Below are 25,772 nucleotides of genomic sequence, written 5' to 3' on the forward strand. Positions count from 1 at the left end.
TCGTTACTGCCAAATTATATTATCAGTGGGTCAGATATTGTCTTCATGACCGAGGACAGCACTCCCGATGATGTGGCTGACGAGGACGACCTCGATGGGTCGGTCGAGATGGACGAGTTTGAGTTGTATGGGTCGCCGGCGCCGACGTCGAACGGCGTCTCGAATGCCATCGAGAAGCTCGACAGGAGCGAACCAGAACGGTACCTGGTCGAGTGGGCTGGCGAGACGATGGATTACCAGGCAGCCTACGACGTAACGAAGATCGGATTCGGTCGTGGTGGACGTCCGATACTTGAGATCGAGGGACGCCGAGGAGGGGAGTACCTGATCGACTCCAATCCTGCTGGGAAGCCACGCGTGGAGTATCATCCACCGAACGGTAGTCCACAAGAGGAACGGCTGACCATGATCCAGATATACGATACCAAGTTCGAGTGGAAGAACTGGGTCAAGCAGCGCCTCGGCCTCTGAGGTGCTTACAATTCTATATGGTCGAGAACATCGAAACTCGGTGTCCCGAGTGCGGCAAGCAACTGAAGGTGAGTACGCACGACCAAGCGACCGGGTACGACTGCCCGAACTGCGGCTACAGCATCTACTGATTCGAGTATGGTCGAATATCCACCGGGAGAACCACAGGAAGTATGCGCCATCTGCGGCGAACCGTTTGAGGGCTACGACCCTGATTTCGCATCGAACTATGCGAACCTCGTCTGCGACGCGTGCGACGAACGTGCGGTGACGGAGGAGGCTGCTCGGCCCAAGCACGGGAACGAGTATCTCGACCGGGATTCCATCGTCGAGAAGGAAGACGGGACGAATGCGATACGGCTCGACCCTGACGTTGGCGATAATCCCGTCTTCATCGATGGCGAGAAGTGCTGGCGACGATACCGATTCGGCGGATGGATTACGCGTCGCGACGACCACGACTGCAGTTCGATCGAAGAGTTCCACGAGAAGCACAGGGACGACTTCTGAACCGATGACCTCTGAAAAGATTACCTCGACCAGCATCACCGATCACTCCGGGCTTGCGGAGCAGCTCCTTCGGGTCTACGAGAACTTCGCCGACGAGTTCTCTCGCCGTGATGTCCCGGTTCATCTCTCTAACGTCGCTAGAGAAGGGAAATACCTGAAGGGAAAGAAGCTCGGACAGCACCCAGAGCGGTTCGTCGAGCAGTATCTCATCTGGCCGACGCTGGAACTCCTCGACTACGAGTGCTGGGCACAGCCGTATGGCTACCCGAAGTGGGACAAGACGCGTCCGGACTTCGCGATCAAGAACTTCGACTGTGGCCTGGACTGTGCCGTCATCGGCGAGGTGAAGACTCCGAACAAATTCGAATACGGCAAAGAGCAGATGGAGGACTACCTGAAGAGCGACTTGGGGGAAGCCACGGTCGGAATTACTACCGATGGGGTGCGGTGGAATATCGAAGCAAGACCCGAGAAATCTCCTGAACTCCTGGAAGTCGTCGACGTGAACTTCCACGATGTCGTTCGGAAACTCCCCAGCCGACACGAGGAACGGGAGTCGTACCCGAGTCACCGTACTCGACAAGAGATGGAGATGGTTGAGTCACTCGAACGGGAAACAGTTGAGGCGGGCGTCTCTGAGGTACTTACGATGGCTACTGAGAATTAGCTCTCACGGGGCCTGAAATTTTGATCCTTCCGATCTGATGCTTGGTATTTGGGCACCTGAGTGCCCACCAAGGATCCAAGGGAAAACCTATTACCAATCGCGTTAGTTGCACTTTTCAACATGAATTCGGAGATACATTCGATGACCTATTCACCTGTCTCTCCTGATCTCGACAATGCAAATCAATGGAAGGAATCGGTCGGTGGGGACGTCGACGAGGACTTGGAACTCTTCGAACGGTACATCCAACAGGTCGTGGTGAAAACCGACATAGCTGACGTTACGCGTGGCGACTTTGTCACTTCAGATACGGATTCAGAAGAGTGGCTAGAAACGGCGAGAACGACCGATTTTGATGGTTCTCCTGACGATTTTGAGGCAGCATCGAAGGCGCTAGCCGAAGAGTTGAATTCACAGATACACCCTCGAGCAAACGATGGCGTCTTGTTTATCATCCAAGCCACGATTTCTGGAGAGACTCTTCTCGACGATGACGAACACCAGATTGTCTCGATTCTCAAGCTGGATCTAGTTGAGGAACAACGACTGAAACTGGCAGACGATCGAGGTATCGAAGAACTGGACTTGGAGGACATATTCCCTGAACCGAAAGAGCTGCAGAAGGGCCTCATCTATCCGATTGTGCAGTCGGAAGGCTATCGACTTCCTGGCGATGTCAAATTCTATCAGTCCGGCTCTGTCTCTGACTATTTCCACGAGTTCCTCCAATGTGATATAGAGGAGGGCTCTCTGGAGCAGGCGAAGAACGTGTTTGAGGTAGTGAGTGAATTAAAGAAGGAGCATACAGGGCAGAGTGCTGACGGGGCTGATACTTCACGCTTTAGAGACCTGAAAGACCGCACAGACTCGGGTATCGTCGGAATCGATGAAGTGACCGAGGTGGCGAGCGACATCGTCGGTCGGGAAGTTTCACGGGATGAGTTGGCAGATCGCCTTGGGGTGGACAATCCAGATGCTCTCGCCATTGATACAGAGAACCTGCCAAGTACAGTGAAGTACGAGGTCGACAAACAGATACGCGTCCGCTTCCCGTCGACTGCGGAGGACATGGTTGAAAAGGAAGAGAGCGACGATGGGGTAACCGTGACAATACGCGGAACTGAACTCGACACGGAAGTACTAGACAGCTAATGTTGTCTGGCTTGGAATCGTCTATCGACCGACTTCAGGATGACTGGGCAACCGAGGTCGTTGGCCGTCGTCTGAAAATCGAAGACGACATCTCCGCCGAGGCACTCGGCTCAGTCTTCGATACTGTCGAGAATATACGCGAGTTTATTGATGGTCGTAACCTGGTTTTTGAACTCGACCATCAGGCTGGTTCATTCGAGTATCGGGCCCTCTGGGAGACCTCGGGCGACGTAACGATTACCAACAGCTCCGACAATGATGCGGACACTGGTCGGTTATTTAGCCAGGATGATGCTCAGACGGCTATTCAATCTCTTCGCAGCAACTCGGTATCTTCCAGAGCCGACCTTGAGGACTGTATCCGTTCGTTAGTAGAGGCGGGTTCTATCGACTGCCAATTTCAATACGTAGTTGACGGATCGCACATCGACGAGTACGTTCAGAGCCAACTTGACCAAAGTTGCTGTGCAAGCTACTACTTCGAGAAGTCCGACGTAATCAGTGACATTCAGGATTCCTCGTTCGCAGAACTGAAGGATGTCTTCTATTGTGACGAGGGCAAGCGGTTGTTCATCATCCGGAATTTGGATCAGGCGGTTTCAGGCCCCGAGGTGGGTTACTTCCCCCCGGAGCGTCTTGGCGAACCCGATCTGGAGTCTTTCTTCCAGCGGGACTCGTACATCAGCGACCAGTATCAGCGAATTCGCCGGGAATGTGCCATTGACCACTTTGACGACCAGTACCTCCCCCCAGATTACACGAAACTTGACTCCTCTTCCCAGTCCGAGTTCGCAGCCCAACTTCGCTCCCTCTTCCGTCCCTATCGACTAGCTTCTGGGATTCTGGGCGTCTCGAACGTTAGCCGAGTAACGGATGACGGATGGCAAGTTCGAATCAACGGTCGCCGAGTCATAGAATCGGATCTCATTCTGAATAGTGAGGAGGAGGGACTGACGCTCGAGGAAAGTGCTGTAGATGATGGATTAGCAGATGCTGACCAGGAGACTGTCGAGACCTTCATCGAACTTTTCAATTGGATATACAGCTCGCGAACGACCGATCGAATCTCTGTCTTCAGGAATATCGCCACTCTCTACTCGACGACTGTCTCCGGGATGATCACGGAGATCGGTGACATTGGAGAGAGCGTCAGGTCGAACTTCGAGTTCTACATCCGAGACAGCATTGAGGAATTCGTCGAAGTCCAGCAGGACGTCACTGAATACGTCTTCAACACGCATCGAGAGCTTTCTGACATTCGAAGGGGGCTGGCCAACAACCTGAATCGAGACCTGTTTCGAATGGTCGCATACGTGGCAATCACCTGGGCAGGGATAATCTCACAGCTATCGAGCATCACGGCGATTCAAACCGCCCTGACTGCTTCCCTGATCCCTGTAATCGTGTATATCGCCCTGGGGCTTCGAACGGCTTACAGTCTGAGTCAACAGTTCCAGGCCACGGAAGACGGTCGGGAACAATATTATTCGATGTACGAAAACCGAATTGACGAGAACACGTTCAACGGCATCAAAGAGGGCGACGGCAGCGAAGACATGAAGCGGCAGTTCAAGATCGACCTGTGGATTTACTACGTACTGTTCACGGTCATGCTCGGTCTCTGCGCATACGCCATCATAGACCTGACGTGGTTTGAGGGGGCCCTCACTGGAGTAATTGAATCCATCGTGAATTGAGAACCGTCTGCCGGCGCCACTAATCAATCACCACAGCAAACATCTTCTGATCACATACTCGAAATCCGCCTACTATATCTGTCACCGCAGAGGCTGTTGTGAACTGTTGGAAATGAGCATCGTAACAACGTTACTCTCTGGTGCTGTCGGCGGTCTCGTCGCCACTCTCGGTGCGAAGGGGATTTGGCGGTTCATCTCTCGTCCCGAACTTGAATTCACTTCGGGAGTTCTCAAGGAAGGAGAGTCGCATCCAGAGGAGTCGATGGCGTGGGGTCAATACCGTGTGGAAATCTCGAATACCGGGAGGTCGGTCGCCTCGAATTGCAAACCCCGAATCCGGCTCGTTGGTTTTCGTGAGACGACCGAGAAAGTGCCTGACTTTGGCCCTGATGGAGAGGAGTTACACGAGGTAACCATTCAGAAGAGATACGTCATCGATCTGGTTCCGACATGGAACGAGTCGGAATCACCCACAAGGATCGATCTGAACCGTGGTGAATCCGCCCAGTTTGACCTGTTCTACGTACACTCTGAGGCTGCTCCACCAAACGGAAGTGATACTGACATCCGGTTCGGGGATCGGAAGCCATTGGATGAGGTCGAAGAGACAGGAGAGACCTGGGAAACGGAGCCAATTCGGGTTGAAACGTCTCATCAGGGAGATTTCTCTCGTCCCGTCGTAGAGACGAATCCGGAACTGAAGAAAGAGGTCTTCGACGAGATCGAGTGGACTGAACAGAGTGTCAACGTCACTTCGGCAGATACGAAGAAATTAGAAGGCGAGTTGGATTTTGTCTGGGACGACGTCATCCCAGAGGTGAGCATCCGGCAGTAGTCGGTCAGGCGGGATTCGTCTTGTTCCCTCAGAAAAATCTCGCACGGCGCTGTCGAAGTTCAGGGATTCAGTTGAACGCAGACCCACGTTTCCATTCCTTTTGGAGGCCATCCTGATTGAACCGTCGAACTGAAATGGAGTAGTTCAGGTAATCATGTCCGTAGTCCGCTGGATCGGGGACATCTGAGTCCTTGAAACGATGAATCTCGTAGTGAGCAAAGTTTTCGGTCTCCTGTCCCGGAGGCACGACTTCAACCAAATCTACACCATCCCAAATCGTGCTTGTTCTTGCGATCTCACGGGTGAGTAACTTGTTCCAATGCTTCGCAATAAGTCGGATATTCTGGTTTCCATAAACCATTCGACAGGGTGCAGGATCTCTGTTCCAATCTAAACGAGACCTCTTCACTGGTACATCGAGTCCGTTATCGGCAAGCGTATTTTGCACAAATGTGACCAGCTCATTGTCGGCCGAAGGCCGCACAATCACCTGCGTAATCAGCTGTTCGACGTCAATGTCGACACTGAGTGAATCGTCATAGTCCCAATCTGGTGGTTCTTTTGACGGTTGAAACACCAACTGTGGGTCTCGGTCAAGTACGACTCTGAATTCGTTTTCGCTCGCGAATTCCAGCAGCTTATAGAAATAGGCAGCTTCTGGAACAGAGGGAATCTCTACTAGGTCGTCCACGTACCGCACCATTCCCATATACAGCTGATACTCGTACGAAATTGCTTTCCGCAATCTCCCGACCGTGGTCTCTATAGCAATCTCGCCAAATTCGTCCCAGTGCTGGTGGTTCTCATCTCTTCCGAGTTTCCAACAATTGAGGAAGAAGCGACCAATCGAGTTTTGCCGGAGGTCTTCGAGGTATTCGGCTGGTGCAAAAGCTGATAGGGGCGTCCCAGCGTCTTCGGCTTCACGAGTAGCATCTGTCGCTTGTCCTTCGGTGTCGTCAAAGTCCTCCTCGTGATACTTTCGAGCAGCTCCAAAGTAGAGTTCTTCCTCTTCAACGAGCGTTTTGAAATGCTCCCGGCTCTTGTACCTGCGAATAGCCATTGAATCTGACGGGAGAGCCCATCGCTCATCCCGGTATGCTACGGGACTTTTGCCGGCTCTCTTGGCAGGTGTTTTGTGAGATTTCCCCATGATTCAAGCGGTAGCTGTCGTCAGTAGTCGCTCAGGCGGGATTCCAGAATGTTCCGGTAGGTATCGTCGCCGGTCGCGTCGGCCAGTCCTTCGCACAGCTCGCGGAGGTCGTCGGTGATCTCCCACTTACTGAGGTAGTCGGAGACGTTCTTACCGTGTTCCCAGCGATAGCGGAGGAACTGGGCTTTGTCGAGGTTGGTGAGTTCCTCGTCACTGTCGAGGCGTGACTGGATATACGCGATGCGCTTTTCGTCATCCCACATCCCGAGTTTGAAGCCATCGTCCATTCGGTAGAGTTGCATGTCCTCCATGCGTTCGGGTGTGGCGTTTGTCCCACGAGATAGCTTGTTGAGGTCGTTGAACGACGCGTCCGGGGTCTCAATCAGATCAAGGAACACGTCGATTTCGCCGATGTCGCTGCCGTGTTGAATAACGCCATAGATTTCGTCGACGACGTCTTTCGCGGTCATCGTGTCGCCGGCGCGTTCGACTTTGCCGTGGTGCTTCGAGTACTCGTGGAAACACCGACCCATCTCAACGACACCGATGTCGCCGCGAGAGAGGTCGCGATTCTCTTCAAGACGCTGTCGGGTCTTCTGGGCAGTTCGGTAGATATTGCGGCGGAGGCTGTTCCACGAGATTGGCTGGCGGTCTTGAGCGGGGCGGGCAACGATGATAATATCGAAGTCCACCGACTCACCTTCGTTCAATTTGTACGTCGCACGGTTCGTGTCGGCAGTTACTGGGTATGTGGCTGTGACTTCGAAGCCCACCTCACAGAGAGCGCCTAGCAGTTCACCCCACGATTCGGCGTCACTGTGGTGATAAGTGAACGCAAGTACGCCGTCCTGCTTTAGCGCCTGATGTACCTTCGAGAAAGACTGAAACAGTTCTTCTTCGAAATCGGTCTCATCTTTCCCCTCTGCAGGGTTAGCGACGATGCTATCGGCCCGAGGGGTCGTATCCGGTTCGAAATATTCGTATTCGTCTTTTAACAAGAGGCGTTGCCAGACGTAGAAGAAGTTGGATAGCTCGGAATAGATTACGTTGTTGTAGTACGGAGGATCAGTGAGGACAGCATCGAACTCGTTCTCGTACTCCAACTCCCGCATATCTCCGCAGTGAACTTCGTGATTCTCTCCGACTGGCTGATTGAACGGTTCAGTCTTCTTCGTTGAGCCGTCTTGGATGTATCGTTCAACAGGAGCTTCCGCCCATTCGACACCGGCTAGAACTTTCTTCCAACTTTTCAGGAATGTCCCTCGGCCATACTCCGTGCCCCATACGTTATTCTCGACGTACTCCTTCTGTGGCTTGAACGAGTTCGTTTTGAAGATGCCCTCTATGTTGTGTCTCTGACGATTATAGATAGTGAAAGTATTGCTGAACATCAGGGAGTCAGAGAGGGCGAGCAATAGGTATTCCTTCGCGTTCTGATTCTCGACGTCATCGATAGCACCGAGTAGTTTGGACAGACAGAGGAGTTGCCGTTCGTCAAAGATGTCTGTCCATTCATCATAACCGTGGCCGAGTAGATTATGACCTCCACCGATGCTACCCTCAAACGCGGTACTGTCCGTGAGAATTCCCAGTGGTACCTCTTGGGAGGGAACGTACGACTCTAAGCCCTCGCTCTCTTGCCATTCTTCTACTGCGTTCTCGTACTTCTCGATGTCTACTTCCTCGGCCTGCTTGTACCCCTTGTAGACGCTTCGATCGCGCCCCTCCTCGTCACAGTGTGGACAGTAGTACTCAATAGCGTACATCCGAGAGCCGTACCCGCCTTGCTCTTGACCGGCATCCATCACACTGTATTGCTGGCCACAGCTCGTACAGGAATACTCGGCACCTTTTGCTGGCCCTTCTGCAGGGATAAATTCGTTACCACAATCGCACTCACATTCGCTACGCCAATCGTCGACGTGGAATATAGATTCGCAGTCTGGACAGAGAATGTTATACTTCCCTTTGTTGCCGTAGCGGCCCTTCGCTACTCTATAATCTTTGAACAGCGAGATAGTCTCGAAACAGGAGGTACAGTCCAGTTCCGTGACCCAAAGATAGTACATAACGTCCGCAGTCCTCTCGCACTCAGGACACTCAGTGCTATAGTGGTCAGTGAGCTCCTCTTTCACCTGACTCTCGACTTGGTCAAAAGCCGCCTCAAGTTCGGCGATGTCAGTTTCTCCAGCCTCTAATTCTTTCTTTGTCACAAACCAAGCTACTGGATTAAGATCGTTTCCAACGACTGAGGCACCGAATCGTGATGCCTCAATTAACGAAGTCCCCCCTCCCATAAATGGGTCAAGAACACGCTTGTTCTCCACGCGAACATCCTTGTTGTAGAGTTGCCAGAGGGAATCTGGGTCACCTAAGTCAACATTGTTGACGAGGTCTCTGAGAGAGTCTTGATTATCCAAGAAGTCGCCGAGCTTCTGATTGTCGCTGCCTGCGTCATGTATTGACAGTGAGGCTGGGTCGTCAATTAGTGTATAAAGAGAAATTGTTCGGAAGACTGACCCGAGTCGCCGGGCCCACCACTTATGCATGGTATAGAGTGGCCGGTAGTATCGCTTCGATTGATTTTCTCTATCGACAATGTCATTCACCTGCTCAATAGGATACCCTTTCTCTATGGGCAGCGTCTTCCGCTCCCCTTCTTTTGACTCACCGATTTCCTTAGACATTGATTGTCTCCTACGTGTTCTCGGGAGGGTTGTATAGCTTTCCGCTCCCGGCTGGTGGGGACACGTCCACAATCTGAAGAGCCTTCTCCGAGAAGACTGCCTATGAGCAAGGCCGAGATCACGGAGGAGTGGTTCAGTAGCCTGTCGTCTAACAGGAAGGGAGAGATGGGCGAGGGAATTGCGAGGACGCACCTCCGTTCGGTGGTCGAAGAGCGTCCGCACGCACTGTTCCCCGCTTTCGAGTCGGACAGCCCGTCGTCGATCTACACGCAGGTTCGTCATCGCCGGCACTTCACGTACGAGGACGTCCAACAGGACGGGTCGACCGAGCGCATCCAGTGGCAGGCCGACCTGACGATTCGACTCAGCAACCTCTACTCGGATTCCGACCGCGAGGTCTCGCGGACGGTCACACTCGAAGTGAAGACCGGACAGTACGCCCAGCTGGAACGCGACCAGCAGAAGGTGATGGGGATAGTCAACGAGAACGACGACTACCTCGTCCTCCGGGCGAACGTCCGATTCGACGCGGACTCGGTCGCCGAGATCCAGTATGCCACGCTGGAACCCGCCCCGTCGACCAAAGCAGGGTATCGGTTGAGTTCCTACGACCTCTAAGTTCGAGACGAGAAGCTACGCCCGCTCTCACAGAACCGACTTCCTGGTCGCTATACAGAGACCTTGCTCTTGGGCGTCCCCAGAGTCTTCAGTCAGGTGTTGCAGGCCTGATTTCGGACAGTGGCTGTCTTTCAGCGGTTTCCAGACTCCATCGTCGCTTCGCAAAATCAACGATGTCGTCTAACTGTCCTGCGATCTGATCTTCTCCCCACTCCTTGTTCTCTCGGGCAATCTCTCTGGTTATCGTGAAGTCGGAGTTCAGGTAGTCGGAATCGTTCTCTTCGTCATCGTCCATCCGGCTCCGCTTCTTCGGGTACGGCAGGTTCTTCCAGCCGGAGTTTCGCGGCCCCGTCGTCAGCGTGAGGTTGCCGAGGCTGTGCTTTACCTCTTCGTGGACTTCTTCCTCCTCTTCGCTCAGTTCGAGTTTCTGAGTATCGTTCGGCCAGATGTGGTCGAGCGTGTACTCGTTTCCGGCGTTGTCTGCTGCCTTCTCGATACTCGACACGTCGCCACCCTTTGCCTCATCCCTCCGATAGAGTTCGTACGAATACAGGAGGTATCTAAGATCCTTGTACCGGAGCGAATTGTACGCGTTCTGGTTCCGGAGCGTCCCCTCGAAGTCGTTTTCCTTCGACCGAATGCAGTCTTTCAACTCCTCGATTATCCACGTGGCATCTTTTTCGCCTGTTCCAATATCGTTAGCGACGGAATAGAAGCGATTCCGACCGGTATCGGAACGGCTGACAGTCGTGTAAATCCGGAAAGACGCCACCTCGATCAGTTGAAGCATCTCGTAGAGTTCGTCTTCCGAGATGCTGCCGCTATCGTACTCATCCCAAACCGCTAATAGAATTGGATAGAAGTTCCCGAGCCTGTCGAGAGCGAAGATTTTCCGCAGTTCCCAGTCGATATCGGGATTGTACTCTCCGTCCTGCCGGTACGATCCGATTGTTTCCATATGCGAATAATAGTCGCGGAGACTCTTGGTGTACGAGTCAATTTCATCCGGACAGTCCCGTGGGTACGAGTCGTAGATCGAGAGGTCGTTCTCCTCGTGAAGATTGGTGAAATGCCATTTCAATGCCCCCAAATAGACTGTCGCTCCCGAGCGGAGGGTTTTGTTCCGACGGTTCGTCTCCTGACGGAGATAGCTGCTATTCACCGTCTTGTTGATAGTCGAGATGTAGTGGTACCGCTGGATTTGATCCTCACCAATATCGGAGACACGGTCGGTTTCGATGATGTCTTGCATCCACCGATAAATGCGTCCAAACCGCTTTTGGACACCGTTGACGCTGACTCCTGAATGGGGATTCTCTCCCTGAGTGAGGTACACCTTGTGCATCAGAAAACTCTTCGTCTTGTCCAGATTGCTCAGACCGATCCCGCGGTCGTTTATCGACTCGAATATCAGGGTGGCTTGCTCGGAATTGTCGACAGTGTACACAATGAAATTGAGCGACCGGATAGCGGAAAGCAGCTCATCAAGATGGCTGATGAACTGTCCGTGGGAAAGCTCCTCTTGCCGTTCCTTCAACTCCTCTCGATAGAACCTATAGGCTTGTATCAATCTGTCCTGGGATGGGGTCTCAGTCGCCGTCTCGTCAATATCTTCTTCCAAAATGGCTTCAAGCGTATCGTTGTCGTCGTCTTGGAGTCGCAGCTTGCACCGACTCTCTCTATTAGCCAGCCTGATTTTCCAATCTCTCAAAAACCTCTTCCGGCTCAATTCGACGCTTTCCTCTGTATGGTTCCCACCCCCCTCCTCCGATGCCTCTTCTGAGCTCATTGTTGTGTAGACCGAGGCTATTGCCTTGATGAGTATAATGAGGGTTGTGAATCGCTGTTGTCCATCGACGATTGCATAATTCCGGTACTGATTGGTACCCTCTTCAGTCAAGATCGGGGTTGGCTCTTCCTTGCAGATGACCGTACCCATGTAGTGTTCCCGATTATTCTTAGCCATGTTAGACAGGTCGTTCCAAAGATCGGCCCATTCCGATCTCTCCCAAGAATAGAACCTCTGATACCGAGGAACATGAAATACATTCTCATCGAACAGTTCATCGAGCGTATAATCAGTGTTGCCGAGTTCTTCGATTATGTTTTCCCCTGAACTCGTGGCGTCCATGTCACCAACCAAACTTCTTCGGGAACTTAACGTTTCGTAGCCTTGCTTGCAGAACAAGCCAATCGCCATCTGTCGCTTTGAAATCCAGCGAGGTTTTAGAACCGCTCCTGGGGATACCCATTCCACTCGCCCTTGTAGACAATCACTCGACCTTGATTCCCCATCTCGTGAAGAGCCATCTCTTTTTGTCTGCCTTGACCAACCTCCACTTGGAACGTATCGTCGTTATCGTACGTCTCTACGCTGTCCGTGTGTACCTCGGCGAGATACAGGCCACTGTATTTACCAACAACAACGCGTTCGCTCCCGTCTACCCAACCCAGATCGGGAATTTGTAACACGCTCCCCGGTTCAGTGATATGGTTGTTGAAGGTCTGGCCTTGGGCATCAATTCCGGCCACCCTTCCAGTGTATCCGTAGGCATCCGTGTGAATCGCTTTGAGTTGACGACTGTCGATCGAATGCGCTTCGGGCACGTCTATACGGAGTCCAGCATGACTTCGGGTCGACGTCGAAGCCGCGTATCCGTGGAGCTCCAACGCTCGTGCGATATGTTCCTGCATCGAGAACGAATAGCTATCCAGATCTGGAATCCATACCCCGCCATCGTCTACTGAAAACATATCGTCGCTCCGAAGCATAGAGGCGACGACGGTCGCGATTTCTCGAGTCATCGCCTGTACTGTCGAGCAAGATAATTAACAGTCTTTCCCAGCAGGAGATGCTCGAAGACTCGTTCAGTTAGGTCTTCCAGGAGGAAGAACTGTCAGCGGACGCAATCTACGACCTCTTGTCGTTCCTGACCGAGGAGAGAGACAAAATCCAGTAAGATTCCTACCGCCGTCTCGCGAAACAACCGTACGTTCGACGATTGGTGACCACAGTACTTATGCGATTTACATACGGTTCCTATAGTATCAGATGGCCAGTACGGAATCTCTCTCACGAACGATTGCGGATACGGTTACGATAAGCCGCGAGCTTCGAGAGGAAGGCGAAATTGACGGCCAAGTCAAGCTCTACAACGTTGAAGATGAGGACGAGTTTGAGGCCGATGCTTCCACGTTCTTTGATCGGACGCTGATGACGCAGGGGCTACGGGAGGGATTCGTCGACCTCCGGGACACTCTTCGCGGGGACGAGAATTACGGCACGCACATCCTCTATGGCCCATACGGTAGTGGGAAGTCTCACCAGATGGTGGCGATGTACCATTGCTTTGCCGACCCTGGTGCTGCCGGCGAGTTCGGCGATAGGCACGTTGACGGCTTCGCCGATGCGTTACCCGAGGAGGAGAACTCGGAGGCGGTCACCGTCTCGCTCCAGCAGCGCCAACCGGACTATCTCTGGGAGCCGTTCTTCGACGTTCTCGGTTACGAGCCAACGGAAGGTGACCTGGATCCGTATCCGGACATGGAGACGATTCAGGAGGCGGTCGATGGGCGTACCATCGCGTTCCTGATGGACGAGCTCGAGGACTGGTTCGAGCCGCTCAGCGGCGACCGGAAGAAGCGCAACCGTGGGTTCCTGCAGGCGCTCCTCGAGACCGCTGACCTCGATGACAGCGACGTCTTCGCAATCGTGTCCGTCCTGCGGAAGGGCTCGGACGTTCATCGGATCCTCGACCGCGAGAACGCGTCCGAGGTCAACATGAGCAGCAAGGTGAGCAAACAGGAGGTCATCCGTCACCGTCTCATCGACGACATCGACGAGAGCGCGGTCGACGAGATCGTCTCAGGGTATGTGGACGCGTACGCGGACAACGACCATCTCCCTGACTCGGACATCCCCACAGACCTCGCGGGGAAGATGCGAGACGCGTACCCGTTCCATCCCGTGTTGCTCAACGCCCTCGAAACCCGCTATTACGCCGACGAGGGGAACCAGAACACGCGCGGGATGATCTACCTCTTCTCGAAGATTCTGACTACCGCCGCTGACCCAGAGGCCGACCCAGACGACGAGGACGCTTCGCGACTCATCGAGGAGACCGACCTCGTCACGCACGGTGACATCGACGCCGTCCTGTTCGACGACGAGCTGACGCGGATCAACATCGATCGGCCGAGCGTATGTATCGACGACATCCGCAACCGCGTCGACCCCGAGAAGCTCCCCTACGGCCGCCGCATTCTCAACACGATTCTCCTCTACAGCCTCAAGCCCGACGAGAGCGAGGGGGCCAGCGATTCGGAGATCGTGATGGGAACGTACCAGACGGGTGACCTCATCTCGGACATCATCCTCAATCGCGAGCAGCTCTACGGTGTCGCGTGGTACCTGCACAAGCTCAACGGCAAGTACGCCATCCGCGACCGACAGAACCCGAACGCTCTCATCCAGAACAAGGCCGAGAACGTCGACGAGAAGATCGCACTCGGACAGATCGGTGAGACCGTCGGCGAGGTATTCGGCCCGGACGCGTACCCCGTTGGGTTCACTGACGGTGACTTGAAGCAGGTACCGGACAGTCGCGAGACGAAGGTCGTCATCAAGGCAAGCGACTGGTCGCAGGACGAGATCGAGACGGTGATCAAGAACGCCGACGGAACCTCCGGCCGTGAGTGGCGGAACACGCTCGTGTTCGTCCAGCCCACCGGAGACAAGACCATCGAATCCGGGACGGGGTTCATCGAGAAGGCGCGGTACATCGAAGGTGCCGAACGCGTACTCAAGGACGAGTCCCTCGACCCCGAGATTCGCTCCTCGGTCGAACGGCAACGCGAGGACGAGCGCCGGGAACTCCGCGACCGCGTCGAACTCACCTACGGCGAGATTGTCGACGGTGACGACCTCCTCAACGAGTTCGATTTCGCCGCCCAGATGGATCTCGACGTGTTCGTCGACGGTGAATCACTGAACGCGAAAGACATCGCGGACAGCGTGGCCGCGGAGGGACTCGACCTCGAAAAGCACGTGTGGGGCATCGTCGAAGACCTCCTCGACCGGCGGGGTGAGGCCAGTATTGAGGACGTCTACGAGCAGTTCCTTCGCCAGCCGACCTATCCCATCCCCGGGAGTCCCGGAGATGTCCTCGACGCTGCGGTGGAGGCGCTTGAGGACAAGCCCGTCATCACTCACGGGTCGAACGGCTTCTCGGAGTCCCTCGCGGGCAGTTCTCTGGACACGACGATTCTGCATGAACGCGACGTCGAGCGATGGACGACCGAGGACGTGGAGCAGGAGCTACGCCAGCGGTTCGGTAGCGGGACGAAGGCGGTCGACATCGGGAACTTCGAGCTGGAGCTGCTCGAGGACACCGAGGTCTGGTTGGAAGGCGACAGTCACGATACGGTGATGACCGCGGCCGGTCGCCTCGGTCAGGACGACCAGTACGTCCTCTACAGCGGGACGGCCATCGTGACGAAGGCGCAGTCGGATGCGACCATCCGCGATATCTCCGAAGCCGAGCGCATCGGCGCCCCGGAGGTTCGCGACCGGATCCGAACAGCCTTGGAGGGCAGCGGCCGCGCGAACACTCACCGGATTCTCGAGGAGATTCGACGGGACGAAACCGTCTACCTCCCCGGCGACCAGACCGACCGAGCGTTCCGGGAAGCGGTGAACGATTTCCTCGTTGACGACTACCTCGTCGATATCGACCACGAGTACGCCGACGACCTCGGCGACCGAGACCCGACCGATCTGACGCTCGTTCCGGTCGTATCGGATGACGTTGGTGACCAGATTCTGGAGTACATCGAGGGTCTCGATGGCGGCGACGAATTCACGGTTGGAAGCGTGGCAGAACGCTTCGATTCGTCGGTCTCGGAGGATGCCGTCCAAACCTACCTCCTCAGACATCTCGGACGCGAGTCCGAGCCCGAGTACGTGATTGCGACGGATGGGTCGGGCGACCCGACGCGTTGGTCACCCGGATATCAGTTCCGAGTGCCGAGCGGCGGATGGCGCTTCCAGTACAACGGCGATGACGCCGCAGACCTTCGCCGAAAGTGGCGCGAAGAGGAGGATTCGGGCGAGGTGACGTACGGGGAAGTCCGGTTCACGCTGACCAACAGGATGGGGATACCCGGCCCGCTCCAGGGCTCCGCGAACATCAAGGAGACAATGACCAAACTGACCCTCGAATCCGGCGAGGACTTCACCAAGGTACGCGACCTCTTCGAACGACTGCCCGACGAGGTTTCGAACATCTCCGTGGAGATCAACTTCGAATAACAATGCCTGACCATGGGAAACTCCCCGGCGAGTACAACATCGTCGTCAAGGACGAGTACGACGTCTTCGACCATCGCGTCCCGATCGAGGAGTTCGAGGAGATGCTCCGGGAGAACGACGTCCCCGACGAGGTATGCGTCGTCGGCCTTGACGAACTGTTCGAGGATGGGGATGCTGTACAGAACCTGTCGAGGCTGATGGACGGCAATGCGAATTCGCTCGAAAACCGGAGTTCGCTACCGACAATTCAGTTCGCTGTCGAGGGGTCGTTCCAACGCCGAGAGCGAGACTTCGAACTCCAGACGGAGACCGACCTCTACCGGCTCAGTCGGGTCTTCGGCCCACAGATCCAGCGCCGGAACGCAGGCTGGCTCACAGCGCCGTTCTGAAGCCGTTACCGTTCCCCACCGGAAACTGACGAATGACACGCGTCCCGGTCATAGTAGTCGGAAATCGTCTTCGAGCGTGACCTCTGTCGGAGTCCCGTTCTCATCATGCGTCACGAAGTACAGGTCGATGCGTTCCAGTCGGCCTTCGCGCCTGAACACTGGGACGCACGAGGTGGTCTCTGCAGGACGCTTCGCACACTGGGTTTCGATCTGCCGACGCGTCCATTTGCCCTGTTGTTCGAGGTCGAACCGCGACTGGTGCCGGTTCGACAGTGTGTCTGCCGCGGCGTTGACGACGCGTAGCGAGAACTCCTGGACGTTGCTGAAGTCGAACGGGCCGACCGTGTCGGTCAATCGGTCTAAGTCGGACACATCGTGCTGATCGAGACAGAGTGCGTGGTTGTCGATGGCCCTGAAGACCTCAAGCGCCGGATAGTCGTCGATGAGCGCGTTATGAAGATAATCGCGGATGCACGCATGATAGCCTTCCAGAGTGAAGCCGTCGCCTGTGGGTGACACTACCTCCAGCTCTGCACCGGTTTGTGCGACCAGTCGCGACCTGGGCTCACCCAGCGGAGTCAGGAATCCCATCTGGTCGGTCTCAAGGAGATACGCGTAACTGAACAGCCGCGACCGTGACCCCCCACTCTTGACCGGATCCTTCCCCTCCGCGTAGTACTTCGAATCCAGCACGGCGAGCGTTCGATCTCCTTCCTCGATCGCGTGGTCTGGCTGGTGATAGACCTGTGATTCCTTCTCGAACGGCTGTAACGTCGGCGACCGGACTGCTGAGACGTCCCCCGTGTAATCGAGGTGATCGAGCGTCTTGAGCGCCTCTAGCTCGTCTTCGATTGCCACCTGGGAGTACTGTTCGAACAGCGACTCCATGTTCAGCACGTAGTCTACGACGAGTTCGCGGTCGCCCTCCATCGCAGGTGACCCGAGCGAGGATGCCACCACGGCCTTCGCGACCTCGATGGCCTGCCGATAGTAGTGCCGTTGCTTCGGGAGGTCGTTCAGCGAGAACCGGCGATACTCCGGAATCCGTCGGCGGTTACTCGACACGTCCAGCTGTTCCAGATGTCGCACCTCTTGATGCACCTGCGAGAAGATGTGGTAGTACGCCTGGTGGTCGTACTTGTCCTCGTACTGGCGGAAGAGCCGTAACAGGTGTGTCCCCGCGTAATGGAGCAACGAGTTAGCAGGGTTGTCGTAGTTCACCTCTTTGAGAAGACAGTGTTGCTTGGCACTCCCCTCGGCTTGATTCACAAGGGATTGCTCGATGTCGATGACCCCCCTCGGTTTGTCGAGGTCGGCCCGACGCGTCTCCAGTCGGCGGATGAAGCCGTTACGGTGGATGTTCTCGATTCCGTTGAGATAGTTGATCGCCAGGATCAGAAAGACGTCTTCCAGATCGACGTTCTCGGACTGGAACTCATCGAGAGGGACTCCATGGTAATCGACCGAACGCTTGCGGCCGTGAACGGCCAGCAACATATCGAAGATGTAGTCCCACTCTATCTTCGGCTCGATGCGAAGCTTCGAACGGGGCGTGAGGCTGACGATGCCAACGTTATCACGCACACTCACGTGCATCACCGAGCCCTCGATCCGCACGCGTACGACAGAGTGCTCCTTTTCGCGGTCATCAATCGACTCCTGGGTCTTCACGAAGACGTTCGCAGACTCCTGGTCGAACGAGGCGCGTTTGAGCTGGTCGCCGATGGAGGCCGGGCATCCGTCTATCCGTATTTCACCGTGCTCTTGGACGCTGAACGTCCCGGGCTGGTAGGTGTACGATGCGTCAGGGTCGGAGACGCTCATTGCTCGTAGGAACCCATCCGGCGTTGTTCCGCCTCAAGCTCGCGGCTGGCGAGTTCAGCCGCCGGGGTGAGATCGAACATCTCGAAGGACTTGTTGAGCGCGCGGTAGTGCTCCTCGATTTGCTCGATCTGAGGGAACGCTGCAGAGTTCAGCAGCCGAGGGACGATGAAGGTGCGGAACGCCTGTCCGACTGCTGCCTCCGGCTCGTCCATATAGAGCGATTCGTCTTGTAGGGCCTCTCGAAGGAAGATTGTGACGTCGCGGTAGTGCATCGGCCCAAAGCGCATTATCGGGCCACGCGAGGCCCGCTCGGAACCGTTGTTGATTCCGTCGTAATCCGCTTCGAAGAGGTCAAGCAGGTCGTCGTTGTCGAGCAGGGGGATATCGCCGAGGTTGTCGGTGAGCCAGCCGTCGAACAGCTCTCGGCGGTCATCGTCCTCGTATTCGTCGAGTTCGACCATCGCGAACCGCCGCGTAATCGCGTTGTCCAACTCGTTGACCGTCCGGTCGGACATATTCATCGTACAGATGATGCTGACGTCCTCGTCGAGTTCGATGGTCTCACCGTCGTCGGTTTCGATCAGCGTCTGATTGCGATTCTCGATGGCGGTGTACAGCGGCCCGAATATCTGGGAGATGTCCGCACGCGTTATCTCGTCGAGGATGACCGAATAGGGGATGTCGAAGTCGCGCGCCCGCTTGACGGCTTCCGAGACAGCCCCGAGTTCCGTCTGGTAGTTGAGAGACTGGTAGCCAGACGATCCCGAGAGGTTCGGCCCGATGCCGCCGATGATGTCCTTCGCCGTCCACGAAGGCGTGGCTGTATGGAGCGAGTACCCGACGCTCTGACCGAGCGCAAGTTGCTTCGCGAATGTCGTCTTTCCTGTTCCCGTAGGGCCGTACAGAACGACGGGCTTGCCAGTTCGGAGCGCGGTTTTCGCGTTTCTCTCCACCTCGTCGGGAACCAGAATGCGTGCAGGAGTATCGTCACCACGCGTGATGACGGTGCGCTTCAAATCCTGCGAGGCCTTCGACGATTGGAGGACTGCCCGACGAATCTTCCCAACCCCCTGATCGCCTTCGTGCTGGAGATCGAACTGCTGCTCCCGGATGAGGTATTCCAAAACCTCTGGAGTCTCCGCCGCTTCAATCGCATCAACAACTCGGTCTTCGACTGCTCGGAGCACGTCGAGATCGTCTTTGACGTCCTCGAGGGAATAGGACTCCTCCGATGAGTTATTCATATGATGACTGTCTTTTCAGACTCGGGGATTAAAAAACGTGACTGCAGTTCGGTGTTCGAATGCGTTACGAGACGGGCCAGCTGAGTAACGCCACTGCCCCCACCGACTCCAGTTCACCCCCTGAGGCAGTGGAGCTATACCTTCGACGTTCTCGACACGGTGTCGATGGCAGATTTGGCAGCTGAGACGCTCGTAGCAGCCCACGAGACGATTCTCGATTGTTGGGCCCAGGAGAAACCGGAACAGGTCAGCAAACTTGCGGAACCCGTGCGTACCGAACCAGTCTACCGACCGCTGAGTCCATCGCGAAGCGAGGAAGAATTCTACCAAGAGCGCGACGAGTACCTTCGGGAACTCACTCGGTTCCGCGTCCGCGAGGTGAGAGAGATACGGAACGGTCACATTCGTCCCGAGTCGCGGGTCGCCGTCATCGAAGATACGAATCGGATGGCAATCTATCGGGGATGCGTTCCCGATATTCTGCGTGGCGCGGTCGACTGGCCGGACGACGTCATCGCGTTCGCGCGCGACGAGGTTCCGAAACGCGTTCGTCGTCCTCGAGCTTCGAGGAGCCGTCCTGAAGAAGACGCGTCGGATGAATTGGCCCCTCCCGCTATCACGGAAATCTTACCGCGATCGATTCTCGACGGCGCCGCACGCGTCGCGGCCGTCGACGAACTCATCCTCTACCGCGCACTCGACGACCTCCAGTCGAGGATGGAGAGACAGTTCGACGAGTTGGTTGCGCAGTACACCGTCGAGAGGTGCGCGGTAGATCACATCGCCATCGAGGCCGATGAGAGGGTGCTTGCGAACGCGCTGGCGGGATACAGTGACGAGGCGCGGGAGGCCGTCGCTCTTGCGCACGCGAGGTCGTACCCATCCTCGACAACGGGAGATGGGACGCCCCTGCACATCGCGTGCTCCCCGACCGACATCTATCACATTACCGACGTAGCTAACGGGGGCTGAGCGCGTCCGGCGCGCGCGGGGACAATACGGAGAAACTGGTCAATATCTGCAGCCGGCCTTTTTATTGCTGGAAACTGCACACTCAACTTGTCGCAGGACGGCGGACACCCGCAACCCACGACGGGTCGCACTCACATCGCTCAGGAGCAATGAGTTTAAAAGGAACCCGACGCTGTCTGGACAATCAGAAATGACCGCGAGAGAAGCGGGCCGGAAGGGAATTGAACCCCTGACCGTCTGATTAAGAGTCAGACGCTCTGCCTAACTGAGCTACCGGCCCTGAGTGCACTCGTTGGTTGCGGGGTCGTGTTAAAAAGGGTTTTCATTCGGTGAGGGTGCGTGGTGTGGTTGCACGCTCGCCGCCGGGTGGTCTCGGCGTCCTCGAGTGATGCGAGAGTGTTCGGGAGGGTTAAGTGACGTGGGAGTTAGTTGGGGCATACATGAGTACCGGGGTCACGATCTCCTCGATGTCGAAGTACGCGATCCTCGGGTGCGGGAGCGTCGGGCACGCGGTCGCCGAGGAGCTCGTCGAGCAGGGGAAGGACGTCCTCATCGTCGACAAGGACGAGGGGCGCGTCGAGGCGTTACGCGACCAGGACCTGAACGCGCAGGTGGCGGACATCAGCGACGAGCACGTCGCCGAGGAGGTGAGTGACCAGGACGTCGTCCTCATCATGTCCTCGGACGTCGAGGCGAACAAGCGCGCGGTCGAACACATCCGCGAACGCGACCAAGAGCAGTTCGTCGTCGTGCGCGCGAGCGACCCCGTGAGCGGCGACGAACTGACCGAACTCGGCGCGGACGTCGTCATAAATCCCTCTGCGGTCATCGCGGACGCCGCGATGCGGAGCCTCGAATCCGGCGAGCTCGAGTTCAAGGCGTCGAAGCTCGGCGAGGTGCTGTCCGCGACGAAGGACCGCGTCGCCATCCTCACCCACGACAGTCCGGACCCGGACGCCATCGCGAGCGCCGCCGCACTCCAGGCGATCGCGGAGACGCTCGGCGTCGACGCCGACATCTGTTATCTCGGCGATATCGGCCACCAGGAGAACCGCGCGTTCGTGAACCTCCTCGGCATCGAGCTCCTGAACTGGACGGACGTGGAGGACCACGACGAGTACGACACCATCGCGCTCGTCGACCACGCGAAGTCCGGGGAGACCGTCGACCTGGACGTCGACATTCTGATCGACCACTACGAGCCCGAGGCGGAGTACGACGCGGCGTTCGTCGACATCCGCCCCGCGATGAGCTCCACGTCGACCATCCTCACGAAGTACATCCAGGAGTTCGACATGAACGTCGACGAGGCGGTCGCCACCGCCCTCCTGTACGGTATCCGAGAGGAGACGCTGGACTTCAAGCGCGATACGACGCCCGCGGACCTCACCGCGGCAGCGTACCTCTATCCGTTCGCGAACCACGACCTCCTCGAGCAGGTGGAGTCGCCGAGCATGAGTCCGGAGACGCTGGACGTGCTCGCGGAAGCCATCCAGAGTCGCGAAGTCCAGGGGAGTCACCTCGTGTCGAACGCGGGGTTCGTCCGCGACCGGGACGCGCTCGCGCAAGCCGCCCAGCACCTCCTGAACCTCGAAGGCATCACGACGACCGCGGTGTTCGGGATCGGCGAGGACCGCATCTATCTCGCCGCGCGCTCGAAGGACATCCGGATGAACATCGGGAAGATGCTCTCCGACGCGTACGGCGACATCGGCGAGGCCGCCGGGCATTCGACGCAGGCGAGCGCGGAGATCCCGCTCGGTATCTTCACGGGTATCGAGACGAACGACGACAACCGCGACACGCTCCTCCAGCTCACCGAGGAGGCCGTGAAGCGAAAGCTCTTCGAGGCGATGGGCGTCGAGAGCGGCGAGTCAGGGAACGGCTCGTAGTCGACCCGTAGACGCTTCTCCGCGGGACGTGCGAGCGCTGGAACCGTCGTATCGAGACGCGTGTGCGTCGAGAAGTGCGTCGTGGGTCGGTCAGGCGGCGGCTTCTTCCTCGTCGCTTGCGCCCCGGTACCGTTCGACGATGTCGTTCACGAGGACGACGTCGCCGACCGCGCGAACCCAGCGGTACGGGATGATGATGCCGCGCGAGTCCTGCATCGAGTTCCCGAAGATGTCCGAGTTGATCGTCGAGAGGGCGAGTCCGGTGACGGTCTCGCGTTCGATGTCGAGCCTGACGTCCTCGATCTCGCCGACGTAGACGCCGTTGTTCGAGTACACCTCCCGTCCGACGACCGACGTGATCTCCTGTGGGGTGCCGTCCATACGTCGTCCGTCGGGATGGCGGGTCTTATAAGTTGGTCGTCGGGCGTGACGAGACGCCCGTCGCTGCGTCGCTGGTCCCGTCGGTATGGTCACGTGAGGTCGTCGAGAGCGTCGGCGAGCGCGTCGAGTGCGGCGGTGACCTGTTGGGTTGGGCGTCCGAGACTGACGCGGACGGCCTCTGGCCGGTCGAAGAAGCGACCGGGGACGACGAGGACACCGGCGTCGAGGGCGTGCTCGGCGAGGGTGGTGCCGTCGACGTCGTCGTGTTCGAGGACGGCGTACGTCGCGCCGTCGTGGACGTGTCCGGCGAGGTCGTGGCGGTCGTCGGCGAAGTCCGCGAGCAGGTCGTGGTTGCGGTGGATGCGTCGTCGGCTGTCGGCGGCGAGGTCGTCGAGGTGGTGGAGCGCGCGGCGTGCGAGGGCGACGGACGGTCGGGCGACGCTCGGGAGGTGGTGGCGGACGCGTTCGGCGGCGGCGACGAACGCCGGGTCGGCGACGAGCCAGCCGATGCGGAGGCCGCCGAGCCCGAGGAACTTCGTGAGCGACCCGGTCGTGACGACGCGGTCGGTGCCGGCCATCGACGGGGCGCCGAAGGGCGCGTCGGTCGGTGTGGTGGTGAACGGCGCGTACACCTCGTCGACGAGCAGGCGGGCGTCCGCGTCGGCGACGACGTCGGCGGTGGCTGCGAGCGCGTCGCGGTCGGCGCGTCGACCGGAGGGGTTGTGGCGGTCGGTGACGGCGACGAGTTCGGTGGCGTCGGTGAGTGCACCGTCGACGCGAGCCGGGTCGAGGATGCCCTGTGGCCGCATGAACCGGTCGACGCGCGCGCCGAACCCTTGCGGGGTGGCGGTCAGGGGCTCGTACCCGGGTTTCTCGACGAGGACGCGCGAGCGTCGCGCGTCGTCCTCGCGGTCGCCGTCCGCCACGGCGGTCGCTTCGGGGTCGCGGGCGAGGCGTTGTGCGGCGACGGCGAACGCGAGCGCGTTCGCGTTCGACGCGCCCGCGGTGACGAGGACGTTCTCGGGTGCGACGTCGTACTGGTCCGCGACGAGCGCGTCGACCCGCGGCTGGCCTGGTGGGTCCGCGCGGTCGGCGAGCCGGTCGGGTATCGGACCGTCGGCGTGCGTCGCCGGCCGCAGGTCGCTGGACGCGAGGTCGTGCGTGACCGCCTCGGGTCGTCCGTCGATCCACTCCAGGTACTCGATTACCGGGAACACGACCGACCGTGCGCGCTCCCCCCGCAAGAATCCATCCCTCGACCGGCGGTTGCACTCACCGCGACCCCGAGATAACTTAAATGGCCATCACGTTCAAGTACGTGTACCGGACGGCGACGTCGGACGAAGCCCGTAGGGTTAAGCACCCGCGGCCGTTTCGTGCAGATGCCGGGTGCCTCTGACAAGCCGGCACGACGACGCGGGGCTTTGCCCGAGCCTGGCGTCGTGCGGGATATCCCGCTTTTCGGACGGTTCACGCATCGAGCGCGTCGCTCGTCGTTCTCATCGGCCGCGGTCACGGCGCGACGAGCGACGCGAGGAATCCGGACTGTGCTGGTGAGCGAGCGTCGTCTCGTGTACCTGTCACGGGGTCGAACGGAGGAGTGAGACGGCGGATGTCGCGTTACAGTTCTTCGAGTGCGCCGACCGGGTTCACGAAGCCACTCCCGTGGTACTCCTTGCCGCCGGTGCCGTCGGCCGCGGTGCGCTTCAGGAGGCTCTCGACCTGGTTCGCGTTCATGTCCGGGGCTTCGGACTTGACGAGCGCCGCGGCGCCCGCGACCTGCGGTGCCGCCATCGACGTGCCGGCGATCCACGAGTACGTGGGGGTGGCGCCGAGGTAGTTCCCGTCGTCGTCGAAGCTCGGTATCGAGATGGTGTTCAGGACGAGGTCGTAGTACCACGTCGTCTCGTCGGCCTCGGCCGCTTCGGGGTCGTAGTCGCCGCCGGGCGCCGAGAGCGTGACGGCGTTCGTCCCGTAGTTCGTGTAGTTCGCGGGCGAGTCGGGGGCTTCCTCGAGGCCGTCGTCACCCCAGCCGAACCCGACTGGGCCGGTCGCTGACACACCGACTGCTTGCGCGCCCTCGTTGGGGATGCTGATGAAGTTCTTGTCGTGCTGGAGGTCCGCGGCGTCGTTCCCCGTGGAGATGGTCAGCAGCGTGCCCTGGCTGTTCGCGTACGTCATCACGCTGTTCAGGGCCTTCCCGTAGAACGTACCGAGGCTCTGGCGCGGGACGGGGTACGCGCCGAGCGAGAGGTTCGCGACGTCCGCGTCGATCTGTGCGCTGTAGGCGATCGCGGCGAGGACGATACCGAACGACCCGCCGCCGGCCGCCGAGAACACGCGACAGTCGACGAGCTCGGCGCCGGGTGCGGTGCCGACGACGCCGGCTTCGTTCTCGTCGTTCGCGGCGACGATTCCACCGACGTGCGAGCCGTGGTAGCCGCCTGCGGCGTTCGCGGCGCCCTGCCCGTCGTCGGTGAAGTTCACGGAGAGGTCCTCGTTGACGGCGTGCGCGAGGTCCGGGTGGGCGGCGTCGACGCCGCTGTCGATGATGGCGACGCGCGCGCCCTCGCCGCGCGTCGTCTCGTGCGCCGTCGGGATGTCCTGGACTTGCTTGTCCCACTGGAGCGGGTAGCGGGGTTCGTCGGTCGCGGATTCCGCGTCGACGTCGGCGTCCACGCGCTTGACGCCGCCGTCGAAGGAGAGCTCGATGTCGGGCGCGTACTTGCCCTTCGTCGCCTCGACGTCCGTCTCGGCGCCCTCGACGAGGAAGTAGCCGGCCTCGGAGAGGTCGGCGACGACGTCCAGTCCGTCGGCCTCCACGTCGCTCGCGCTACGCTTCTTGGCTTCGAGCAGGAAGCGGTCGCTGGACTCGGCCGCCGTGACGGTCGAGCCCACCGCGATGCCGCCGAGGAGTGCGCCACTGAACTTGAGTACGTCTCGCCTGGACCTGTCTACCATGGGTCGTAGTAC

Annotated in this window: 20 protein-coding genes and 1 tRNA gene; 11 read left to right on the forward strand and 10 right to left on the reverse strand. The window is 58.0% G+C overall.

Annotated features, from left to right (window positions below; genetic code table 11):
• Window positions 1-45: 45 nt before the first annotated feature.
• The 6 genes from ACZ48X_RS21525 to ACZ48X_RS21550 all read left to right on the forward strand — a co-directional run bounded on the left by ACZ48X_RS21525 (window position 46) and on the right by ACZ48X_RS21550 (window position 5,332).
• Complete coding sequence (locus tag ACZ48X_RS21525; protein ID WP_336350443.1) at window positions 46-471, forward strand: hypothetical protein; 426 nt, start codon at window positions 46-48, stop codon at window positions 469-471.
• Between the two features lie 138 nt (window positions 472-609).
• On the forward strand, window positions 610-981 hold the full coding sequence (locus tag ACZ48X_RS21530; protein WP_336350442.1) for a hypothetical protein: 372 nt from the start codon (window positions 610-612) through the stop codon (window positions 979-981).
• Between the two features lie 4 nt (window positions 982-985).
• Window positions 986-1,648: a hypothetical protein gene (locus ACZ48X_RS21535; protein WP_336350441.1), complete on the forward strand. Its 663-nt coding sequence runs from the start codon at window positions 986-988 to the stop codon at window positions 1,646-1,648.
• Window positions 1,649-1,768: 120 nt separating this feature from the next.
• On the forward strand, window positions 1,769-2,800 hold the full coding sequence (locus tag ACZ48X_RS21540; protein WP_336350440.1) for a nucleoid-associated protein: 1,032 nt from the start codon (window positions 1,769-1,771) through the stop codon (window positions 2,798-2,800).
• A gap of 11 nt (window positions 2,801-2,811) precedes the next feature.
• Complete coding sequence (locus ACZ48X_RS21545; protein ID WP_336350439.1) at window positions 2,812-4,497, forward strand: hypothetical protein; 1,686 nt, start codon at window positions 2,812-2,814, stop codon at window positions 4,495-4,497.
• A 112-nt stretch (window positions 4,498-4,609) separates the two neighbouring features.
• Window positions 4,610-5,332: a hypothetical protein gene (locus ACZ48X_RS21550; protein ID WP_336350438.1), complete on the forward strand. Its 723-nt coding sequence runs from the start codon at window positions 4,610-4,612 to the stop codon at window positions 5,330-5,332.
• Window positions 5,333-5,399: 67 nt separating this feature from the next.
• Here the strand turns inward: ACZ48X_RS21550 and ACZ48X_RS21555 are convergent, their stop codons facing one another.
• Window positions 5,400-6,482 carry a hypothetical protein gene (locus ACZ48X_RS21555; RefSeq protein ID WP_336350437.1) on the reverse strand — a complete coding sequence of 361 codons (1,083 nt, stop codon included), beginning with the start codon at window positions 6,480-6,482 and terminating at the stop codon, window positions 5,400-5,402.
• 20 nt (window positions 6,483-6,502) lie between these two features.
• On the reverse strand, window positions 6,503-9,169 hold the full coding sequence (locus ACZ48X_RS21560) for a DUF1156 domain-containing protein (RefSeq protein WP_336350436.1): 2,667 nt from the start codon (window positions 9,167-9,169) through the stop codon (window positions 6,503-6,505).
• Between the two features lie 102 nt (window positions 9,170-9,271).
• On the opposite strand from ACZ48X_RS21560, the gene ACZ48X_RS21565 reads away from it, so the two are divergent.
• Window positions 9,272-9,787 (forward strand): hypothetical protein, encoded by a 516-nt coding sequence (locus tag ACZ48X_RS21565; RefSeq protein ID WP_336350435.1) that lies wholly within the window; start codon window positions 9,272-9,274, stop codon window positions 9,785-9,787.
• A gap of 88 nt (window positions 9,788-9,875) precedes the next feature.
• Here ACZ48X_RS21565 and ACZ48X_RS21570 read toward each other — a convergent pair whose 3' ends face one another.
• Both ACZ48X_RS21570 and ACZ48X_RS21575 read right to left on the reverse strand, forming a co-directional pair.
• Window positions 9,876-11,918 carry a DUF262 domain-containing protein gene (locus tag ACZ48X_RS21570; protein ID WP_336350434.1) on the reverse strand — a complete coding sequence of 681 codons (2,043 nt, stop codon included), beginning with the start codon at window positions 11,916-11,918 and terminating at the stop codon, window positions 9,876-9,878.
• A 95-nt stretch (window positions 11,919-12,013) separates the two neighbouring features.
• Complete coding sequence (locus ACZ48X_RS21575; protein ID WP_336350433.1) at window positions 12,014-12,592, reverse strand: hypothetical protein; 579 nt, start codon at window positions 12,590-12,592, stop codon at window positions 12,014-12,016.
• 247 nt (window positions 12,593-12,839) lie between these two features.
• Here ACZ48X_RS21575 and ACZ48X_RS21580 point away from each other — a divergent pair, with 247 nt between their 5' ends.
• Together ACZ48X_RS21580 and ACZ48X_RS21585 are read left to right on the forward strand one after the other, a co-directional pair.
• Window positions 12,840-16,097: a DUF499 domain-containing protein gene (locus tag ACZ48X_RS21580; protein ID WP_379762280.1), complete on the forward strand. Its 3,258-nt coding sequence runs from the start codon at window positions 12,840-12,842 to the stop codon at window positions 16,095-16,097.
• A gap of 2 nt (window positions 16,098-16,099) precedes the next feature.
• Window positions 16,100-16,486, forward strand: a complete 387-nt coding sequence (locus tag ACZ48X_RS21585; protein WP_336350431.1) for a hypothetical protein — start codon at window positions 16,100-16,102, stop codon at window positions 16,484-16,486.
• A gap of 48 nt (window positions 16,487-16,534) precedes the next feature.
• Here the strand turns inward: ACZ48X_RS21585 and ACZ48X_RS21590 are convergent, their stop codons facing one another.
• Window positions 16,535-18,310, reverse strand: a complete 1,776-nt coding sequence (locus ACZ48X_RS21590) for an McrC family protein (protein ID WP_336350430.1) — start codon at window positions 18,308-18,310, stop codon at window positions 16,535-16,537.
• The gene (locus tag ACZ48X_RS21595) at window positions 18,307-19,554 is read right to left on the reverse strand and encodes an AAA family ATPase (protein WP_336350429.1); all 1,248 of its coding nucleotides are present in this window, start codon (window positions 19,552-19,554) and stop codon (window positions 18,307-18,309) included. The genes ACZ48X_RS21590 and ACZ48X_RS21595 overlap by 4 nt, the downstream gene beginning before the upstream one ends.
• A 165-nt stretch (window positions 19,555-19,719) precedes the next feature.
• On the opposite strand from ACZ48X_RS21595, the gene ACZ48X_RS21600 reads away from it, so the two are divergent.
• Window positions 19,720-20,526, forward strand: a complete 807-nt coding sequence (locus ACZ48X_RS21600; RefSeq protein WP_336350428.1) for a hypothetical protein — start codon at window positions 19,720-19,722, stop codon at window positions 20,524-20,526.
• A 206-nt stretch (window positions 20,527-20,732) separates the two neighbouring features.
• On the opposite strand, the gene ACZ48X_RS21605 is transcribed toward ACZ48X_RS21600, so the two are convergent.
• A tRNA-Lys gene (locus ACZ48X_RS21605) sits at window positions 20,733-20,806 on the reverse strand.
• Window positions 20,807-20,966: 160 nt separating this feature from the next.
• Between ACZ48X_RS21605 and ACZ48X_RS21610 the strand changes: the two genes are divergently transcribed.
• On the forward strand, window positions 20,967-22,418 hold the full coding sequence (locus tag ACZ48X_RS21610) for a DHH family phosphoesterase (protein ID WP_336350427.1): 1,452 nt from the start codon (window positions 20,967-20,969) through the stop codon (window positions 22,416-22,418).
• A 90-nt stretch (window positions 22,419-22,508) separates the two neighbouring features.
• On the opposite strand, the gene ACZ48X_RS21615 is transcribed toward ACZ48X_RS21610, so the two are convergent.
• The 3 genes from ACZ48X_RS21615 to ACZ48X_RS21625 all read right to left on the reverse strand — a co-directional run bounded on the left by ACZ48X_RS21615 (window position 22,509) and on the right by ACZ48X_RS21625 (window position 25,760).
• Window positions 22,509-22,799: a PRC-barrel domain-containing protein gene (locus ACZ48X_RS21615; protein WP_336350426.1), complete on the reverse strand. Its 291-nt coding sequence runs from the start codon at window positions 22,797-22,799 to the stop codon at window positions 22,509-22,511.
• A gap of 89 nt (window positions 22,800-22,888) precedes the next feature.
• A complete protein-coding gene (locus ACZ48X_RS21620) occupies window positions 22,889-24,016 on the reverse strand; it encodes a pyridoxal phosphate-dependent aminotransferase (protein WP_336350425.1) in 1,128 nt (375 codons plus the stop codon).
• Between the two features lie 403 nt (window positions 24,017-24,419).
• A complete protein-coding gene (locus ACZ48X_RS21625; RefSeq protein WP_336350424.1) occupies window positions 24,420-25,760 on the reverse strand; it encodes a S8 family peptidase in 1,341 nt (446 codons plus the stop codon).
• Between the last annotated feature and the right edge of the window lie 12 nt (window positions 25,761-25,772).

It is taken from the genome of Halorubellus litoreus, assembly GCF_055378595.1.

Coding starts and splice junctions, on each gene's coding strand:
- ACZ48X_RS21530 (WP_336350442.1), top strand. CDS start 610: ATGGTCGAATATCCACCGGGAGAACCACAGGAAGTATGCGCCATCTGC.
- ACZ48X_RS21615 (WP_336350426.1), bottom strand. CDS start 22,799: ATGGACGGCACCCCACAGGAGATCACGTCGGTCGTCGGACGGGAGGTG.
- ACZ48X_RS21570 (WP_336350434.1), bottom strand. CDS start 11,918: ATGGACGCCACGAGTTCAGGGGAAAACATAATCGAAGAACTCGGCAAC.
- ACZ48X_RS21540 (WP_336350440.1), top strand. CDS start 1,769: ATGAATTCGGAGATACATTCGATGACCTATTCACCTGTCTCTCCTGAT.
- ACZ48X_RS21585 (WP_336350431.1), top strand. CDS start 16,100: ATGCCTGACCATGGGAAACTCCCCGGCGAGTACAACATCGTCGTCAAG.
- ACZ48X_RS21580 (WP_379762280.1), top strand. CDS start 12,840: ATGGCCAGTACGGAATCTCTCTCACGAACGATTGCGGATACGGTTACG.
- ACZ48X_RS21575 (WP_336350433.1), bottom strand. CDS start 12,592: ATGACTCGAGAAATCGCGACCGTCGTCGCCTCTATGCTTCGGAGCGAC.
- ACZ48X_RS21590 (WP_336350430.1), bottom strand. CDS start 18,310: ATGAGCGTCTCCGACCCTGACGCATCGTACACCTACCAGCCCGGGACG.
- ACZ48X_RS21525 (WP_336350443.1), top strand. CDS start 46: ATGACCGAGGACAGCACTCCCGATGATGTGGCTGACGAGGACGACCTC.
- ACZ48X_RS21535 (WP_336350441.1), top strand. CDS start 986: ATGACCTCTGAAAAGATTACCTCGACCAGCATCACCGATCACTCCGGG.
- ACZ48X_RS21625 (WP_336350424.1), bottom strand. CDS start 25,760: ATGGTAGACAGGTCCAGGCGAGACGTACTCAAGTTCAGTGGCGCACTC.
- ACZ48X_RS21555 (WP_336350437.1), bottom strand. CDS start 6,482: ATGGGGAAATCTCACAAAACACCTGCCAAGAGAGCCGGCAAAAGTCCC.
- ACZ48X_RS21600 (WP_336350428.1), top strand. CDS start 19,720: ATGGCAGATTTGGCAGCTGAGACGCTCGTAGCAGCCCACGAGACGATT.
- ACZ48X_RS21610 (WP_336350427.1), top strand. CDS start 20,967: ATGAGTACCGGGGTCACGATCTCCTCGATGTCGAAGTACGCGATCCTC.
- ACZ48X_RS21560 (WP_336350436.1), bottom strand. CDS start 9,169: ATGTCTAAGGAAATCGGTGAGTCAAAAGAAGGGGAGCGGAAGACGCTG.
- ACZ48X_RS21550 (WP_336350438.1), top strand. CDS start 4,610: ATGAGCATCGTAACAACGTTACTCTCTGGTGCTGTCGGCGGTCTCGTC.
- ACZ48X_RS21595 (WP_336350429.1), bottom strand. CDS start 19,554: ATGAATAACTCATCGGAGGAGTCCTATTCCCTCGAGGACGTCAAAGAC.
- ACZ48X_RS21565 (WP_336350435.1), top strand. CDS start 9,272: ATGAGCAAGGCCGAGATCACGGAGGAGTGGTTCAGTAGCCTGTCGTCT.